The organism is Pseudomonas sp. NPDC089554 (assembly GCF_050280645.1).
Taxonomy (GTDB): domain Bacteria; phylum Pseudomonadota; class Gammaproteobacteria; order Pseudomonadales; family Pseudomonadaceae; genus Aquipseudomonas.
Genome location: NZ_JBNNVR010000048.1, coordinates 1 through 17,835 on the forward strand (window position 1 = coordinate 1; position 17,835 = coordinate 17,835).

The 17,835-nt window shown below is 65.4% G+C and carries 16 protein-coding genes; 1 reads left to right on the forward strand and 15 read right to left on the reverse strand.

The annotated features are described in order from the left end of the window. Positions 1-82: 82 nt before the first annotated feature. The 4 genes from urtD to urtA all read right to left on the reverse strand — a co-directional run bounded on the left by urtD (position 83) and on the right by urtA (position 4,888). Positions 83-940 carry an urea ABC transporter ATP-binding protein UrtD gene (gene urtD / locus ACQKPE_RS15320; protein ID WP_427667099.1) on the reverse strand — a complete coding sequence of 286 codons (858 nt, stop codon included), beginning with the start codon at positions 938-940 and terminating at the stop codon, positions 83-85. Further along, the gene (gene urtC, locus ACQKPE_RS15325) at positions 937-2,016 is read right to left on the reverse strand and encodes an urea ABC transporter permease subunit UrtC (RefSeq protein WP_427667101.1); all 1,080 of its coding nucleotides are present in this window, start codon (positions 2,014-2,016) and stop codon (positions 937-939) included. Before urtC ends, urtD begins: the two co-directional genes overlap by 4 nt. Further along, positions 2,016-3,503, reverse strand: coding sequence for an urea ABC transporter permease subunit UrtB (gene urtB / locus ACQKPE_RS15330; protein ID WP_427667102.1), 1,488 nt, complete (start codon positions 3,501-3,503; stop codon positions 2,016-2,018). Before urtB ends, urtC begins: the two co-directional genes overlap by 1 nt. Before the next feature lie 119 nt (positions 3,504-3,622). After that, complete coding sequence (urtA, locus tag ACQKPE_RS15335) at positions 3,623-4,888, reverse strand: urea ABC transporter substrate-binding protein (RefSeq protein WP_427667104.1); 1,266 nt, start codon at positions 4,886-4,888, stop codon at positions 3,623-3,625. A 281-nt stretch (positions 4,889-5,169) separates the two neighbouring features. Here urtA and ACQKPE_RS15340 point away from each other — a divergent pair, with 281 nt between their 5' ends. After that, positions 5,170-6,591: a hypothetical protein gene (locus tag ACQKPE_RS15340; RefSeq protein ID WP_427667106.1), complete on the forward strand. Its 1,422-nt coding sequence runs from the start codon at positions 5,170-5,172 to the stop codon at positions 6,589-6,591. 22 nt (positions 6,592-6,613) lie between these two features. Here the strand turns inward: ACQKPE_RS15340 and cycA are convergent, their stop codons facing one another. The 11 genes from cycA to cbiE all read right to left on the reverse strand — a co-directional run bounded on the left by cycA (position 6,614) and on the right by cbiE (position 17,739). Further along, complete coding sequence (cycA, locus tag ACQKPE_RS15345) at positions 6,614-8,026, reverse strand: D-serine/D-alanine/glycine transporter (RefSeq protein ID WP_427667108.1); 1,413 nt, start codon at positions 8,024-8,026, stop codon at positions 6,614-6,616. 248 nt (positions 8,027-8,274) lie between these two features. After that, a complete protein-coding gene (locus tag ACQKPE_RS15350) occupies positions 8,275-9,639 on the reverse strand; it encodes a PepSY-associated TM helix domain-containing protein (RefSeq protein ID WP_427667110.1) in 1,365 nt (454 codons plus the stop codon). 55 nt (positions 9,640-9,694) lie between these two features. Further along, positions 9,695-11,761: a TonB-dependent copper receptor gene (locus ACQKPE_RS15355; RefSeq protein WP_427667111.1), complete on the reverse strand. Its 2,067-nt coding sequence runs from the start codon at positions 11,759-11,761 to the stop codon at positions 9,695-9,697. A 67-nt stretch (positions 11,762-11,828) separates the two neighbouring features. Further along, entirely contained in the window at positions 11,829-12,269 is a 441-nt protein-coding gene (locus ACQKPE_RS15360; protein WP_427667113.1) for a DUF2946 domain-containing protein, read from the reverse strand. Between the two features lie 17 nt (positions 12,270-12,286). Further along, entirely contained in the window at positions 12,287-12,769 is a 483-nt protein-coding gene (locus tag ACQKPE_RS15365) for a copper chaperone PCu(A)C (protein ID WP_427667115.1), read from the reverse strand. Between the two features lie 45 nt (positions 12,770-12,814). Continuing rightward, a complete protein-coding gene (locus tag ACQKPE_RS15370) occupies positions 12,815-13,204 on the reverse strand; it encodes a DUF2946 domain-containing protein (RefSeq protein WP_427667117.1) in 390 nt (129 codons plus the stop codon). Between the two features lie 86 nt (positions 13,205-13,290). After that, a complete protein-coding gene (locus ACQKPE_RS15375) occupies positions 13,291-14,145 on the reverse strand; it encodes an SPFH domain-containing protein (protein ID WP_427667118.1) in 855 nt (284 codons plus the stop codon). A gap of 27 nt (positions 14,146-14,172) precedes the next feature. Further along, a complete protein-coding gene (locus tag ACQKPE_RS15380; protein WP_427667120.1) occupies positions 14,173-14,610 on the reverse strand; it encodes an NfeD family protein in 438 nt (145 codons plus the stop codon). A gap of 114 nt (positions 14,611-14,724) precedes the next feature. Further along, on the reverse strand, positions 14,725-15,444 hold the full coding sequence (locus ACQKPE_RS15385) for a cobalt-precorrin-6A reductase (protein ID WP_427667122.1): 720 nt from the start codon (positions 15,442-15,444) through the stop codon (positions 14,725-14,727). Further along, a complete protein-coding gene (locus ACQKPE_RS15390) occupies positions 15,441-16,535 on the reverse strand; it encodes a cobalt-precorrin-5B (C(1))-methyltransferase (RefSeq protein WP_427667124.1) in 1,095 nt (364 codons plus the stop codon). The genes ACQKPE_RS15385 and ACQKPE_RS15390 overlap by 4 nt, the downstream gene beginning before the upstream one ends. Next, a complete protein-coding gene (cbiE, locus tag ACQKPE_RS15395; protein WP_427667126.1) occupies positions 16,528-17,739 on the reverse strand; it encodes a precorrin-6y C5,15-methyltransferase (decarboxylating) subunit CbiE in 1,212 nt (403 codons plus the stop codon). The genes ACQKPE_RS15390 and cbiE overlap by 8 nt, the downstream gene beginning before the upstream one ends. Between the last annotated feature and the right edge of the window lie 96 nt (positions 17,740-17,835).

Here is a 17,835-nt window from a genome sequence, read left to right on the forward strand (position 1 = left end):
GGGCAAGCCCGCTCCTACAGGGATCACACCGTCCTTGTAGGAGCGGGCTTGCCCGCGAAGAGGCCGCTACAGGCGATAGAGATCATCGACCGAGATACACCTCGATCACCCGCTCATCCGCCTGCACCTGTTCCAACGACCCCTCCGCCAGCACGCTGCCCTGGTGCAGCACGGTCACGTGGTCGGCAATGCTGCCAACGAAGCCCATGTCATGCTCCACCACCATCAGCGAATGCTTGCCCGCCAGGCCCTTGAACAGCTCGGCGGTGAACTCGGTCTCGGCATCGGTCATGCCCGCCACCGGCTCGTCGAGCAACAGCAGTTGTGGCTCCTGCACCAGCAGCATGCCAATCTCCAGGAACTGCTTCTGGCCATGGGACAACAGCCCCGCCGGGCGCTCGGCCAGGGCTTGCAGGCGCAAGGTCGTCAGCACCTCGTCGATACGCTGGCGCTGCTCGTCACCCAGGCGCGAGGTGATGCTGGCCCACACCGACTTGTCGGTCTTCAGCGCCAGTTCCAGGTTCTCGTACACGCTCAGCGCCTCGAACACCGTGGGCTTCTGGAACTTGCGGCCGATGCCGGCCTGGGCGATCTGGTATTCGCTCATGCGGGTCAGGTCGAGGGTGTCGCCGAAGAACGCGGTGCCGGTGTCGGGGCGGGTCTTGCCGGTGATCACGTCCATCATCGTGGTCTTGCCCGCGCCGTTGGGGCCGATGATGCAACGCAGCTCGCCCACGCCGATGTACAGGTTCAGCGCATTGAGCGCCTTGAATCCGTCGAAGCTGACGCTGATGTCCTCGAGACTCAGCACCGTGCCGTGGCGGGTGTCCAGGCCCTTCTTGCGCACCTGGCCCAGGCCGATGGCCTCGCGGCCGTTGCCGAGCTCGTCGAACACCGGCTCCAGCATGAATTCCGGGTGTACCGGGGGCACGCCTCTCATGGCTGGCTCCTTTTCTTCAGCAGGCCCACCACGCCCTTGGGCAGGTACAGGGTGACCAGAATGAACAGCGCACCGAGGAAGAACAGCCAGAATTCCGGGAACGCCACGGTGAACCAGCTTTTCATGCCGTTGACCAGGCCTGCGCCAAGCAGCGGGCCAATCAGCGTGCCGCGCCCGCCTAGGGCCACCCACACGGCAGCTTCGATGGAGTTGGTCGGCGACATCTCGCTGGGGTTGATGATGCCCACCTGGGGCACGTACAGCGCACCGGCCAGGCCGCACAGCACGGCGCTCAGCACCCACACTGTCAGCTTGAAACCGCGCGGGTCGTAGCCGCAGAACATCATGCGGTTCTCGGCGTCGCGCACAGCGGTGAGCAGGCGCCCGAACTTGCTGCGGGTAAGGCGCCAGCACAGGTACAGGCTGGCCAGCAGCAGGCACACCGTGAGCAGGAACAGCACCGCGCGGGTGCCCTGGGAGGTGATGTCGAAGCCCAGGATGGTGCGGAAGTTGGTGAAGCCGTTGTTGCCGCCGAAGCCGGTCTCGTTGCGAAAGAACAGCAGCATGCCAGCGAAGGTCAGCGCCTGGGTCATGATCGAGAAGTACACGCCCTTGATCCGCGAGCGGAAGGCAAAGAAGCCGAACACCAGCGCCAGCAAGCCCGGCGCCAGCACCACCAGGCACAGCGCCCAGGCGAAGTGCTGGGTCCCGGCCCAGTACCACGGCAGTTCGGTCCACGACAGGAAGGTCATGAAGCCCGGCAGGCCGTCACCGGCGGCCTGGCGCATCAGGTACATGCCCATGGCATAGCCGCCCAGGGCGAAGAACAGCCCATGGCCCAGCGACAGCAAACCGGCGTAGCCCCAGACCAGGTCCAGGGCCAGGGCGACGATGGCGTAGCAGAGGATCTTGCCCACCAACGTCAGGGTGTAGGCCGAGACCTGCAAGGCGTGGTCGGCCGGCAGCAACGACAGCAACGGCATGGCCAGCAGCACCAGGACGACGACGGCGCCGACCGCCAGCGAAACCTTGGGCCCGGCCTTTTGCGCGGCAGTGACAAGCAGTGGCTGGTTCATCAGTCGATTACCCGTCCCTTGAGGGCGAACAGGCCTTGCGGGCGTTTCTGGATGAACAGAATGATCAGCGCAAGGATGAGGATCTTGCCGAGCACCGCACCAATCTGCGGCTCAAGCAGTTTGTTGGCGATGCCAAGACCAAAGGCCGCCCAGAGGCTGCCGGCCAGTTGCCCGACGCCACCGAGCACCACCACCAGGAACGAGTCGATGATGTAGCTCTGGCCCAGGTCCGGGCCGACGTTGCCGACCTGGCTCAGGGCCACGCCGCCAAGCCCGGCGATACCGGAACCGAGGCCGAAGGCGAGCATGTCGACGCGCCCGGTGGACACGCCGCAGCAGGCCGCCATGTTGCGGTTCTGGGTGACGGCGCGCACGTTCAGGCCGAGCCGCGTGCGGTTGAGCAGCATCCAGGTGAGCAGCACCACGGCCAGGGCGAAGCCGATGATCACCAAGCGGTTGTAAGGCAGCACTAGGTTGGGCAGCACCTGGATGCCGCCAGACAGCCAGGCCGGGTTGCTGACCTCGACGTTCTGCGCGCCGAAGATCAGGCGAATGGCCTGGATCAGGATCAGGCTGATACCCCAGGTCGCCAGCAGGGTTTCCAGCGGACGGCCATACAAATGGCGGATCACCGTGCGCTCCAGGGCCATGCCGACCCCGGCGCTGACGGCGAAGGCCACCGGCAGGGCGATCAAGGGGTAGAACTCGATGGCGCCGGGGGCATAGCGCTGCAGCAGCACCTGGACCATGTAGGTGCTGTAGGCGCCGAGCATGAGCATTTCGCCGTGGGCCATGTTGATGACCCCCAGCAGGCCGAAGGTGATCGCCAGGCCCAGCGCTGCCAGCAGCAGGATCGAGCCCAGCGACAGGCCACTGAAGGCCTGGCCGAGCAGTTCACCCATCAGCAGCTTGCGCTTGACCTGGGCCAGGCTGGTTTCGGCGGCGGTGCGTACGGCGGCGTTGCTTTCCACGCCCGGTTGCAGCAGCGTTTCGAGGCGGGTACGGGCCAGTGGGTCGCCGGTTTCGCCCAGCAGGCGCACGGCGGCCAGGCGTACCGCGGGGTCTTCGGCGCCGAGTTGCAGGTTGGCCAGGGCCAGGCCCAGGGCGGCGTGCACGGCGCTGTCTGGCTCGCTGGCGAAGCGTCGGTCGAGGAAGGCCATTTGCGCAGGCTGCGCGCTTTTTTGCAGTTGCCGGGCGGCGGCCAGACGGGTGTCGGTTTGCTCGCTGAGCAATTGATGGCTGGCCAGGGCGTTGTCGATCAGCCCGCGCAGGCGGTTGTTCAGGCGTACCTTGCGCGTGTCGCCCTCGGCGATGCGGCCTTCGCGCAGGTTTTCCAGCAACGCCAGGCGTGCCGGGTCCGGTTGCGCCGCCCAGCCTTCGAGCAGGCTGGCTTGCTCGGCGGGCTTGGCGGTAAGGAAGAATTCGCCCTCGCTGGCCTGGGTTGCCAGGGGCAGCAGGAGCAGGAGGGTGAGCAGGAGTCTGAGCATGCGGGCAGTCCTGGAAAACGGCGGTGGATTCTTCGCGGGCAAGCCCGCTCCTACAGGTTTGCGCGGTCCTTGTAGGAGCGGGCTTGCCCGCGAATGGGCCGCAAAGCGGCCCCTTACGATCAGTTGCTTTTCACCGCATAGTCAGGACGCTTGTCGTTACCCGGAATGAACGGGCTCCACGGCTGCGCGCGCAGTGGCTGCTGGGTTTCCCAGACCACGCTGAACTGCCCGTCGTCCTGGATCTCGCCGATCATCACCGGCTTGTGCAAGTGGTGGTTGGTCTTGTCCATGGTCAGGGTGTAGCCGGACGGTGCGTTGAAGGTCTGCCCGGCCAAGGCCTCGCGGACCTTGTCGACATCGGTGGACTTGGCCTTCTCGGCGGCCTGCGCCCACATGTGGATACCCACGTAGGTGGCTTCCATCGGGTCGTTGGTCACGGCCTTGTCGGCGCCTGGCAGGTTCTTGGCCTTGGCGTAGGCTTTCCAGTCGGCGACGAACTTCTGGTTGACCGGGTTATCCACCGACTCGAAGTAGTTCCACGCGGCCAGGTGGCCAACCAGCGGCTTGGTGTCGATGCCGCGCAGTTCTTCCTCGCCGACCGAGAACGCCACCACCGGCACATCGGTAGCCTTCAGGCCCTGGTTGGCCAGCTCCTTGTAGAACGGCACGTTGGAGTCGCCGTTGACGGTGGAGATGACTGCGGTCTTGCCGCCAGCGGAGAACTTCTTGATGTTGGCGACGATGGTTTGGTAGTCGGCGTGGCCGAACGGGGTGTACACCTCTTCGATGTCCTTGTCGGCCACGCCTTTGCTGTGCAGGAAGGCGCGCAGGATCTTGTTGGTGGTGCGCGGGTAGACGTAGTCGGTGCCCAGCAGGAAGTAGCGCTTGGCGCCGCCGCCGTCTTCGCTCATCAGGTATTCCACGGCGGGAATCGCCTGCTGGTTCGGCGCGGCGCCGGTGTAGAACACGTTCGGCGACATTTCCTCGCCTTCATATTGCACCGGGTAGAACAGCAGGCCGTTGAGTTCCTCGAACACCGGCAGTACCGACTTGCGCGAAACCGACGTCCAGCAGCCGAACACCACCGCGACCTTGTCCTGGGTCAGCAACTGGCGGCTCTTCTCGGCGAACAGCGGCCAGTTGGAGGCCGGGTCCACCACCACCGGTTCGAGCATCTTGCCGTTGACCCCGCCCTTGGCGTTGATCTCATCGATGGTCATCAGCGCCATGTCCTTGAGCGAGGTCTCGGAGATGGCCATGGTGCCCGACAGCGAATGCAGGATGCCGACCTTGATGGTCTCGGCGGCCTGGATGGTCCAGCTCAACCCCATGGCTGCGAGGCCTGCGCTTAAGGTGACGGCCTTGATCAGACTGCGACGCTTCATGTGCTCTCTCCGATGTTTTATTAGGGGTGTTGGCAATGCTGGAGAGGGCTTTTGCAAGTGGTGTGCCGACTTGTGTACAAGCGCTCAAACCCTTGTTTGCTGTGAGGCCTGGCTGTTTTTTGAGTCGGCCGATTGCACCGTGGTGGGTGGAAATATGCGCGTGATGCCTCGTGTTGGGGCAGCGTGGCGAGCACTGATACCTAGCAGTGCTACGAGTAGGAGCAGGGGCGCGAAGTATCTAGGATCGCCGGCTCCTAACAACCCGCATCAAGGGAACAAGAATGAAACACAACCGTTTGTCTTTGCTGCTTTCCAGCATCCTGATGGGCTCTGCCTCGTACGCCGCCGCATCCACCCCTCACGCAACCGCTGAAAGCCTGTTCGGTGCAGAACTGGGCGACACGCGCCTGGTCACCAGCCACGCGATCAACGAAGCCAGCGGCTACAGGATCGAGAGCGGCAACCTCGTCGATCCGAAGGGCTCCCTGGCAGGTGCAGTGGTCTGGGTGACTGCGCCCGGTGGCGAAGTGACTGCGCTCATCGACCGTGAAGGCAACCGTGGGGTTCTTCGGATCGATGCGCAGGGCAATCACTCCTTCAGCCAGGATCGGGAACTGGCCTACCCTACCGCCGATGCAATCAAGGTCGCTGAGCATATCGAGCAGGGCAGTGGAAAGATCGTTTCGGACATGAGCTATGTGGATGCGCTGGTAGGCTTCACTGCCGAGGCGCTTGCGGCAGGGAATGTCGACCCGCAGGCGTTCGCCCTCGCTCAGATGGAAGGGGTCAACTTGAGCCTGCGCAATTCTGGGGTCAAGAACGTCGAGCTGCGTCTGGTGGGTATTCGTATCACGGATGAAAAAATACCGAACGACAATGATGGGCTATTTACCTGGCATAACAGTTTGCTTGTGCTGCGCACCGATTATCTGCACGACATCAATGTTGGTTTTTCAACAGGCTCTAACACGGGTGGATATGCCCTTTGGGGAGGTAGCTCAAGCGTCAATTCGATTGAAAGCGTGACGGCGCTCAGGCACTCGCTGGGGCATAACGCCGGTGGCAGCCACTGCCACCCGGATGACGGCGACAACTACAAGCATGGCTACGATGCCGGCGACGGCGTCAGCAGCATCCTGTGTGGCAACAAGCTGCCTTACTACTCGTCGCCGGATGTCACGGTCAACGACAAGGTGATCGGCGATGCCAAGACCGCCGACATGGCCCGCTTGTGGCGTGAACAGGCCGGCAGGCTCAGCGGTTACAGCCCGGCATTCGAGGGTTACCGGATGATCCTGGTTTCCACCAAGGGCCCGGCCAGCCTGGATGTGGACGTGTTCCCGAACGGCGCCAACGGCGGTGTGGTAGCCCTGGACTCCAGCGTCGGCCCAACAGCCTTGAGCAGCGAAGCGGGCAGCTTCACGCGGCTCAACGTGAAGCTGACCTCAGACTCGGGCGAGCAGCAGGTGGTGAAGGTTCGCGCCTCACGTAAGCTGGGCAGTTGCGGGCTTACCGTCATGAACAGCAACAAGGGCTGCTACGACGCCTATGGCAGTTTCAGCCTGATGCTCCAGTATGACGCGGCTGACAACCCTGAACTGGCACCTGGCTGGTACAACGGTGCACTGCGCCTGCAGCCGATCGATGCCAACGTGTCCACACCGCTGCCTCCGATTCTGGTCAGCCTCTCCATTCAACATTGAGTGACCGACGCGTCGAACCGGTTTACCGGTTCGACGCTTGCTCGATAGCCGCGCGCGGCTGGCGCTTGCTGCGCACGAACTGGTAGGTGACCGCCAGAATCAGGAACCACACAGGCGTCACCACCAGCGCAGAACGGGTGTCCGCCTCCAGGCTCAGCAGCACCAGAATGCCGGCGAAGAACACCAGGCACACGTAGCACATGAAGCGCCCGCCCGGCATCTTGTACTTTGATGCCTGGTGCAGCGCCGCGCGCTGCTTGCGGTAGCTCAGGTACGACAGCAGGATCAGCGTCCACACGAACATGAACAGCACCGCCGACACTGTGGTCACCAAGGTGAACGCCTCGACCACGTCGGGCACGATGTAGATCAGCACCGCGCCCAGCAGCAGGCAGGTGCAGGAGAAGTACAGGCCGTTGGCCGGCACAGCGCGGCGCGACAGCTTCTCGAAGGCTTTCGGCGCATCGCCTTCCTGGGCCAGGCCGAACAGCATGCGGCTGGTGGAGAACACGCCGCTGTTGGCCGACGAGGCCGCCGAGGTCAGCACCACGAAGTTGATGATACTGGCCGCTGCGGGCAGGCCCGCCAGCACGAACAATTCCACGAACGGGCTCTTGCCCGGCACCACGTCGCGCCATGGGGTCACGGCCATGATCGCCACCAGCGCCAGCACGTAGAACACGATGATGCGGATCGGAATCGAGTTGATCGCCCGAGGCAGGGTGCGCTCGGGGTTCTTCGCCTCGGCGGCGGTGGTGCCTACCAGCTCGATACCGACGAAGGCGAACACGGCGATCTGAAAGCCCGCGAAGAAGCCCAGCAGGCCGTTGGGGAACATGCCGCCGTCATTCCACAGGTTGGCCAACTGCGCGGTGTGGCCGCTGGGCGACTGGAAGCCGGTGACGACCATGTACAGGCCAGTGGCGACCAGGCCGAGAATGGCGACGATCTTGATCAGGGCGAACCAGAATTCCATTTCGCCGAACATCTTCACGGTTACCAGGTTCAGCGCCAGCAGCACGCCGACGCAGGTCAGCGCCGGTATCCACTGTGGCAGTTCGGGGAACCAGAACTGCGTGTAGGCGGCAATCGCCACCACGTCGGCGATGCCGGTGACCACCCAGCAGAACCAGTAGGTCCAGCCGGTGAAGTAGCCAGCCCAGGGGCCGAGCAGGTCGGCGGAGAAATCGATGAACGACTTGTAGTTGAGGTTCGACAACAGCAGCTCGCCCATGGCGCGCATGACGAAGAACAGCATGAAACCGATGATCATGTAGACGAAGATGATCGACGGGCCGGCCAGGCTGATGGTCTTGCCCGAGCCCATGAACAGGCCGGTGCCGATGGCGCCGCCAATGGCGATGAGCTGGATGTGGCGGTTGGTGAGGTTGCGTTGCAGGTGCTGGTCTTCAGCAGGTTGCGGGGTGTGGGTCATGGGCAGCGTTCCAACGAAGGTGTGTCTTCTTGTGACGGCCGCGTAGGCTAACACGCGGGTTTCGGCTGTGGGGTAGACAGAAGGCGTAGAAGTTGGCGGTACAGACAGAATTGGTGGAGGCTAGGAGAGCTGGTGCCGCTGTGCGGCCCTTTCGCGGCACAAGGCCGCTCCCACAAGTCCCAAGAGCACCGAAACCTTGTGGGAGCGGCCTTGTGTCGCGATAGGGGTGCAAAGCACCCCCGGCAATCTCAAGCCCGAGCCAGGGCCCCGCGCCGCACCACCAGGCTATCCACCACCCACATCAGCACCATGGAAACCCCCACCAGCGGGAAGGCCAGCCCCAGCACCAGCATCACCCCCACGGCCGTCTTCCAGCGCGGCAGGTCATGACGCAACGGCGGCACGCCAAGGCCGCCCTCGGGTCTGCGCTTGCACCACATCACCAGGCCGCTCACCGACCCCAGCAGGATCATCAAACACACCAGCAGGATGACCAGCTGGTTCCACACCCCGAACATCTTGCCCTCGTGCAGCATCACCCCAAGCTCCGTGGCACGGGCGACCGGGCTGTAGTGCTCCCAACGCACATCGGCCAGCACCTGGCCGGTGTACTGGTCGACATGCAAGGTGGCGTCGTTGCGTGGGTCATCGGCGAATACTGCGATGGTGAACACGCCCTCGGCCGTGGTCGGCAGGGTGATGCTGTAACCCGGCTCGACCTGGCGTGCGCTGGCCAGGTCCTGGACCTGCTGCAAACTGACCTGTGGCGCGGCTGGAGCGCTGGCCATGCCGTGATGCCCGGCGTGCTCGGCATGGGCACCGGACACTGGCATCGGCGTGTTTTCCATCGCCCACGGCACTGTCTGGCGGTGGGCTTCGTTAAGCACCCGCGCTTGCTGGTCGGATTTCGGCACGTCGTTCCACATGGCCGCCGGGAAGCGGTTCCACAGGTCGGCGTACTGCTTGCCCCACAGGCCGGTCCAGGTCATGCCGCTGAGCAGCATCAACAGCAACAGGGCCGAGCCCCAGAAGCCGGTCACCGCATGCAAGTCGCGCCACAGCACGCGCCCACGTGCCGACAGGCGTGGCCACAGCACGCCCGCGCTGTTGCGCCCGCGCGGCCACCACAGGTACAGGCCGGACACCACCAACACGATGCCCCAGCCCGCCGCCAGCTCCACCAGGCGATCGCCCACGGTGCCAACCATCAGCTCGCCGTGCAGCGCGCGGGCGATGGCTTGCAGGTTGCGTTTGGCATCCTGTTCGCCCAGCACCTTGCCGCTGTAAGGGTCGACGAACACATTCAGTTCAAGCCCACCGTGGTGCACCACGAACTGCGCGCTGCGGGTAGCGTCGGGCGCAGGCAGGTATTGGCTTACCTGACCTTGTGGATAGACCTGGCGCACATTGGCCAGCAAGGTGTCGGCCGTTTGCCGGTGGTCACCGGCCTCGACCACCAGCAACTCGCGATACATCAGCGGGTCGAGCTGCGGTTTGAACAGGTAGATGATCCCGGTGAGTGCCAACAGGATCATGAAAGGCGCGACGAACAGCCCGGCATAGAAATGCCAGCGCCACGCCAGGTTGTAGAAGGAAACGCTCGGTTTGCTCATGGGAACCCCCATCGGCTTTGGTTGGGCGCGGCAAGGACCGCGCCCGTAGTTGTTGTCAGAAGCTCACATCGACCTTGGTCCAGAACGTCCTGCCGGGCTCTTTCAACGCTTGCGGGTCTGCCGACGGGAAGCCGAACCCGGCATTGCCGGCGAGGTTCAGGTGCTCGGCGTAGGCCTTGTCGAACAGGTTGTCGACGCCTGCGCTGAGCTTGAGGTTGTTGTTCACCTTGTAGGCCCCGTTGAACGAGAACACGCCGAAGCCGGCGCTTTGCTCGTAGTCCTTGCCGACCACGTTGCCCTGGTTCTCGGCGATGCGGTTTTGCGCCGCCACCAGGCGCCACAGGGCACCTGCGCTCCAGTTGTCGCGGCTGTAGGTCAGGCCAAGGCGGCTTTCCAGAGGCGGCATTTGTGGCAGCGCCTTGCCGTCGCTGCTGTTCTTGCCCCAGGCATAGGCCAGCGTAGCGTCGGCCTTCCAGCGTTCGGTCAGCTTGTAGGCCGCGCCCAGTTCGCCGCCCATGATGCGGGCGTCGATGTTCTGCGCCTGGGAGGTGAGCGTGCCCATCATGTTCGGGCGGTAGTCGAACAGGATGTAGTCGCGCACTTGCCCGACATAACCCGAGGCCCAGGCCTCCAGGCGCTCGCCCTGGTACTGGATGCCGAAGTCGAGCTGGGTGGTCTTTTCCGGCTTGATGCCGTCGAAGGCGTTGGCGGCGCCAACCGGAGCGCGACTGGGCGAGAACAGCTCCCAGTAGTCGGGGAAGCGTTGCGCGTGGCCCAGGCCGATGTAGGTGGTGGCAGGCAGGTCTGCCAGGTCGTGCTCGTAGCGCACGAAGCCACTGGGCAGAGTGTCGGCGCGGGTGGTGCCGTCGGTGGCGCTACCTTGGCGGAAATCGCGGGCCGAGGCGCGGTCCAGGCGTGCACCGGTGATGAAACGGTCCTCGCCGGTGGCGTACCAAGTCAGCTCGCTGAACAGACCGTAGTTGTGGAAGTCGGCGTCCTTGGTCCAGGGCTGGCCCCTGTGCGCATCGGTACCCATGCCGCCGCGTTTGCGGTGCTCGTTGGTCTGCGCGTCCAGGCCGCTGACCAACTGCACGTCGGCCCAACGCCAGGTGGCCTTGACCCGCGCGCCGAGGGTGCGGCGGTCGACGTTGCTGACCATGGGCATGCCCATCATGCCGCTGCCGCTTGGCGTGCGCAGGCTGTAGTTGTCCATCACGTGGTCGGCGTAGTTGTAGTAGACCTGCGCCTCGACCTTGTCGAGCACCTCGCCGAGGTTGGATTTCTCGAAGCGCAAACCCAGGCTCTCGCGCTTGAACTGCGAGCCGTCCATGCCGCGGCCGGCGTAGCGGGCTTCGCCATCGCCCTTGCCGGCGGTGAGTTCCAGCAGGGTGTCGGTGTCTGGGGTCCAGCCCAGGGTGACGTCGCCGTTCCACTTGTCCCAACGCGACGGCACGTCGTCGCCGTTGCCGTCCTGGTAGTCGTCCGAGCGCGACTGGTTGCCGACGAAGCGTGCGTAGGCCTGGCGGTTGCCGGCGGCGGCATCCAGCACCTTGTCGAAGCGGCCGTTGGAGCCGGCCAACAGGCTTGCGTTGACGCGGCTGCCGAGTTCGCCGAATTGCTCCGGCTCACGCTCGAAGAGGATTGTCCCGGCCGAGCCGCCCGGGCCCCAGATCACGCTTTGCGGACCTTTGATCACGGTCAGGCGATCGTAGGTTTCCGGCGAGATGTACGAGGTGGGGGCGTCGATGCGGTTGGGGCAGGCGCCGAGCATCACGCCGCCGTTGGTGAGGATGTTCAGGCGCGAGCCGAACATGCCGCGCAGCACCGGGTCGCCATTGGTGCCGCCGGAGCGGATGGCCGAGAAGCCGGGGATGGTCTTGAGGTAGTCGGCGCCATCGCTGGCCGGTACCGGTTGGCGTGGGTCCTTGGGGTTGGTGACGATGGTCAGCGGCGAGCTCGGTGCCACGGCGGTGATGACCGTGGGGCTGAGTTCGGGTGGCTCATGGGCATGGCCCTCGTGGCCAACTTCGGCGGCCAGAGCCAAAGGTGCGAGCAACGAGCCGCAGAGCAGGGCAATGGTCCCGCGCAGGGAGAGGGCAAAAGCAGGGGTGCAGCCGGACATAGTGATTCCAGTCGATCAGTCGTGAGTCAGCGCGAAGCCTCCTGGCTTCGGGCGTGTAGCGTGTGGTTCAGGCGCTGGTCGAGAGGGGCGGTGCGCGGCTGCGTGCACCGGGGAATACCGCCTGGCGGGCGTGGCCCTGGCGTGGAGGAAGGGTGTTGGGCAGAGGGGGGAGCGCGCTGCTGGCGCTGAGTGGGCTGAGGGTTTGCGGCAGGGCGGGGCAATTGAACAGCAGGGTGCAGTAGCCGCAGGCTTCCCACAGTGCGTGGGCGTGGGCGTCACCGCCGTGGCCAGCATGACCGCCGTGCGCCATGGCGCCGTGCTCGTGCCCACTGGGCATCGGCATGGCGTGCTCCATGGACATGCTGGCATGAGGGTTCATCGGCATCGACTGGGAAACCAGCGGGCCGATGAAGATCATCCACATGGCGAACAGGCTCAGCCAGCCGCCACCGACGCGCCTGCGGTCAGGGCGTGTGGAGCGGAAGGGGCGGTCGCGCGGCAGGCTCATGGTGAGCGAAGGTCAGGTCAGTGTGCGTGTTCGTGCACCGCCTGTTCGGCGGGCGCCTGCCGTTGTACAGCCACCTCGACGGTGATGTCGCCGGCCTTCTCGAAGTGCAGGGTCAGCGGGAAGCGCATGCCATCGACCAGCAGGCTGCGGTCCTTGGGTTGCAGCAGCATCACATGGTAGGCGCTGGGGGCAAAGGCCAGGTCCTTGCCGGCAGGGATCACCACGCTGGGCACCTGCTGCATCTTCATCAGCCCGTCGGCGGTCTTGGCGTGCTCGTGCAACTGGGCGTCGTCGCTGATAGGCGTTTCGACACTCAGCAAACGGTCATCGACCTTGCCGTTGTTGTGCACCACGAAATAGGCCGCGACGTTGGGTGCGTTGGGCGGCAGCGCCAGGGACCAGGGGTGGGCGATATGCAGTTCGCCGACGCTGTATTCGTGGGCGCTGGCGAAGGCGCTGGGCAGCAGCAGGGTGGCCAGGATAAGGGCTTTTTTGAGCATGGTGAGTCTCCGGTCTGTTCGAGTGCGTGCGCGTGCGTTGCGAACTCAGGCTAGGGGAGAGGCTCGGGGGTTGAGTGCCGGCCACAGCTGGCGCGGCGTGGGCTGGTGTGAAGCGATGGGTGGCGAGTGGCCAAAGCGTAGCGCGGGCGGAGCGTGCAATTGCGCGGGGTGGCCGGGGAGGGCCAGTGCAGGTGCGGCGCCAGAGCAGCACCAGCAGTGCTGCATGTTGGAATGCTGGTCGCTTTGTTGGCCGAGGTCGATCTTGGCCAGGGCCTGCACATCAGGCTTGGCCTTGGCACCGCCACTGGAGCAGAAGGCCCCCCACAGCAGTTCCTCCGCCGCGCCATTGGGGGCGGCGGAGGAAAGTGGCATGGCCAGCAGGTTGAACAGCACGGCTAGACAGGCTAGCCAGGCGATGTGCCGACGTGGGGGCATGGAGAGATCCGGTCAGGAATCAGCGACTATTGTAAGGCCGAGTATAGGTAAAAATGCCGGGGTGCGATGAAGTGCCGCACCCCGCTTCACGCTTTGCCGCGACCCATCAGCCCGCGCACGGTCTCTTGCAGGTCTGCCGGCAGCACCACCACCTTGGCATTGTCGCTGCCGGCCAGGTTTTCCATCGCGCCGATGTAGCGTTCACCGAGCAGGTACATGGCGGGTACCGTCTCGCTGCCCACGGCTTCCTTGACCAGCGAAATGGCGCGGGCCGAGGCCTCGGCCAGGTTGATCTGCGCCTCGGCATCCAGCTTCGCCGCTTGCAGGCGCGCCTCGGCTTCGAGAATGGCCGCCTGCTTGGCGCCTTCTGCACGGGTCACGTCGGCTTTACGCTCACGCTCGGCGGCTGCCTGGCGCTCCATGGCCACCTGCATGTTCTCGGAAGGCTTGATGTCCTGGATTTCCACCGAGCGCACGGTCACGCCCCAGTCTTCAGTCTGCTCGGACATCGCCTCGCGCAGCCGCGCCTTGATTTGCTCGCGGCTGGACAGCGCTTCGTCGAGGTCCATGGCGCCAACGATGGCCCGCAGCGAGGTCATGGTCAGGCTGGTGACGGCGAAGGTGAAGTTTTGCACGCCATAGGAGGCTTTCTGCGGGTCGACGACCTTGGCGAAGCACAGGGCGTTGGCGACGATCACCGCGTTGTCGCGGGTGATGATTTCCTGCTGCTGCACATCGAGGATGATGTCTTTGGTCGGCAGGCGGTAGGCGACCACGTCCATGTAGGGGATGACGATGTTCAGGCCGGGCTTGAGGGTGCTGTGGTAGCGGCCCAGGCGCTCGACGATCCATTCCTCGCCCTGGGGCACGATGCGCACCCCCTTGAACACGGTGATGAGCACGAACAGGGCGATGACGCTGACGACGATGAGGCTGGTCATGGTGAGAACTTCCTTTTAGTGCAGGGTTCAGGCCGGGACGACCCGGGCGATATTGCCTTCGATGGCTGACAGCCGTACGCGCGCACCTGCCGCGATGTCGCTGTCGGCGACGCAGACCCATTCTTCGTTGCCGAGGATCGGCTTTTGGAAACGCACGCGGCCTTTCTGGAACGGCGACACGCTGGCGGTCAGCAGGCCGACTTCACCGATCACGCTGTCGGCGGTCCAGCGGGTGTCCGGCTGCTTGCGGCGAAACACCTTGAACCACAGGAAGGTAGTGACGGAAGAGAACAGCACCCAGAGCAGCACCTGCATGTCCAGCGGCAGGCTGGGCGCCGCCAGGGCGACCAGCGCTACCAGCACGGCACCGATGCCGAACCAGAGTATGAAGAACGTGGGCATCACGAGTTCGAGCAGCACCAGGGCGACGCCGAACACGAGCCAGATCCACCATTGCATTTCCATATGGGCAGGGCCTTGCCGGGGGAGGGTGTTGGGAGTCTACGGCAGGCCCTGCGTCATTGGCCATTCAGTCGTGTCTGGCGCGGTGGTGGGATTGGTCTGATGGACGCCTAGCGTTCAGTGGTCGAGTGCCAGGAGAAGCTGGTTGGCATCGCCAAACACCCGATCAACCTCAGGCAACACCGGCCGCTTGAGAATCAACACCGGCACCCCGCGCTCGCGCGCTACCTCGAGCTTTGGCTCGGTGGCCACGCTGCCGCTGTTCTTGCTGACCAGCACATCGATGCGCCGCCGCTCGAACAGCGCGCGTTCGTCGTCGAGGTGAAAAGGCCCGCGCGCGCCGATCACTTCGCAGCGCTCATTGCCTGGGCAGGCTTCGAGGGCGCGCAGGGTCCAGAACTGCTGCGCAGGGATTTCCTCGAGGTGCTGCAAGGGCTCGCGGCCCAGGGTGAACAGCGGGCGTTGGAACGCCGCCAAGGCCTCGATCAGCCCGGCCCAGTCGTCCACCTCTCGCCAATCATCACCCGCTTGCGCCTGCCAGGCCGGGCGGCGCAGGGCCCAGCAGGGAATGCCCGCGGCCTGGGCGGCTTGGGCGGCGTTGCGGCTGATTTGCGCGGCGTAAGGGTGAGTGGCGTCGATCAGCAGGTCGATACGCGCCTGGCGCAGGTAGGCCGCCAACCCGTCGGCGCCACCATAGCCGCCAACGCGCACCTGGCAGGCCAGGTCCTGGGGCACGCGGCCAATCCCGGCCAGGCTGTAGACATGCGCAGGGCCCAGGTGTCGGGCGATGGCCAGGGCTTCGCTGACACCGCCGAGCAAGAGGATCCGGCCGTTCATTGCCCCCCCGCCTGGCCGACGATGCCGCCCTGGCGGTCGATGGCAAATACCTCCACCTGCACCTGGGCGGGTACCACGCTGCGGGCGAAGGCCAGCGCATGCCCGCACACCGCATCACCCAAGGCGATGCCGGACGCATGGGCCAACGCCAGGGCCTGCTGGCTGGTGTTGGCGGCGACGATGGCCTGTTGCAATGCGGCGTCGGCGCCGATTTCGGCGGCCCAGGCGGCCAGTTGCGGCAGGTCGATGCTCGAGTGGCGGCTATGCAGGTCCATATGCCCGGCGGCCAGCTTGCTGATCTTGCCGAAACCGCCGCACAGGCTCAGGCGCGCCATGGGCACCTTGCGCAGGTGCTTGAGCACCGCGCCAACGAAGTCGCCCATCTCGATCAGGGCGATTTCCGGTAGGGCGTAGACCCGGCGCATGGTGTCTTCGCTGGCGTTCCCGGTGCAGGCGGCAACATGGGTGTAGCCATTGCTGTGGGCTACATCGATGCCTTGCTGGATCGAGGCGATGTAGGCCGCGCAGGAGAAGGGCCGGACGATGCCACTGGTGCCCAGGATGGACAACCCGCCGAGGATGCCCAGGCGTGGGTTCATGGTCTTGAGCGCCAGTTGCTCGCCACCCTGCACATTGACCGTGACCTCGAAGCCGCCTGCGTAGGCGCATTCCTCGGCCAGCTTTTGCAGGTGCTCGCCGATCATCCGCCGTGGCACCGGGTTGATCGCCGGCTCGCCCACGGCCAGCACCAGGCCTGGGCGGGTCACGGTGCCGACGCCTTGGCCCGCGACGAAACGAATGCCCGGCTCGGCCAGCAGGCGTACCTGGCTGTAGAGCAAGGCACCGTGGGTGACGTCCGGGTCGTCGCCAGCATCCTTGAGCGTGCCGGCCTCGGCCCGTTCGCCGTCGCGGCGGCAGAATTCCAGGCGCATCTGCACTTGCTTGCCCTTGGGCAGGATGATGTGCACGGCGTCGTCGCACTGACCGGTCAGCAGCAGGCGCGCGGCGGCCAGGCTGGTGGCGGTGGCGCAGCTGCCGGTGGTCAGGCCGCTGCGCAAAGGCGCGGGCTGTTCGCGGGTTTCTTCACGCATCGCGAGGCTTGACCACATCGAGCAGGGTGATGGGCAGCGCCTGGCGCCAAGTGTCGAAGGCGCCGAGGGGCTGGGCCTGGGCGACGTGGATGCGGGTCAGCTCGCCGCCGTGCTGCTCGCGAAAGTGCGCCAGGGCCAGTTCGCTTTGCAGGGTCACGGCATTGGCCACCAGACGTCCGCCGGGGCGCAGGCGCTCCCAGCACAGGGCAAGCACGCCTTCGCGGGTGACGCCGCCACCAATGAAGATCGCATTGGGGGGCTCCAAGGCCTCCAGCGCTTCGGGGGCCTTGCCGCGTACCAGTTGCAGGCCCGGCACGCCAAGCTGTTCGCGGTTATGTTCGATGAACGCCTGGCGGCCTTCGTCGGCCTCGATGGCCAGTGCGCGGCAACTGGGGTGGGCGCGCATCCACTCGATGCCGATGGAGCCGCAACCTGCGCCGACATCCCACAGCAGCTCGCCTGGCGTGGGCGCCAGGCGCGCGAGGGTGATGGCGCGTACGTCGCGCTTGGTCAGTTGCCCGTCGTGCCGGAAGGCGCTGTCCGGCAGGCCGATCACTGGCGACAGGCGTTGTGCGTCGGGCGCTGCCTGGCATTCGATGGCCACCAGGTTGAGCGCGGCGACCTGGGCGTGCGGCCAGTCCTCGGCGGTGCCCGAGAGGGTGCGTTCCTGCTCGCCGCCCAGGTGCTCGAACACCTGCATCCGGCTGGGGCCGAAGCCGCGCTCGCGCAGCAGGGCGGCAATGGCGGCTGGGCTGTCGCCGTCATTGCTCAGCACCAGCAGGCGCACACCGCTGTAGAGCTGGGCGTTGAGCACAGGCAAAGGACGGGCGACGATCGACAGCACCTGCACATCCTGCAACGGCCAGCCCAGGCGCGCTGCGGCCAGGGCGCAGGAGGACGGCATCGACAGCACCTGCATTTCAGCGACCGGCACCTGCCGCGCCAGGCTGGCGCCAACGCCGTAGAACATCGGGTCGCCGCTGGCCAGCACGCACACCGCCTCACCGCGCAGGGCCAGCACCTCGGCCAGGGAGAACGGGGTTGGCCATGCGTGGCGCTGGCCGACCACGCAGCGTGGCAGCAGGGCCAGCTGGCGTGGGCTGCCGAAAATACGTGCAGCGCCCAGCAGTGCGCGCCGGGCCTGTTTGCCCAGGCCGCTGAAGCCGTCTTCGCCGATACCTATTACTGTCAGCCAGGGGGCCATGGTGTCCTCATGAAACCTGTTGCGCGGGCCCTGCGGCCAGCGTTCGACCACCGGCTTTTCATGCCGCCGGGCAAAGCAGGCATAATACCGCGCCTT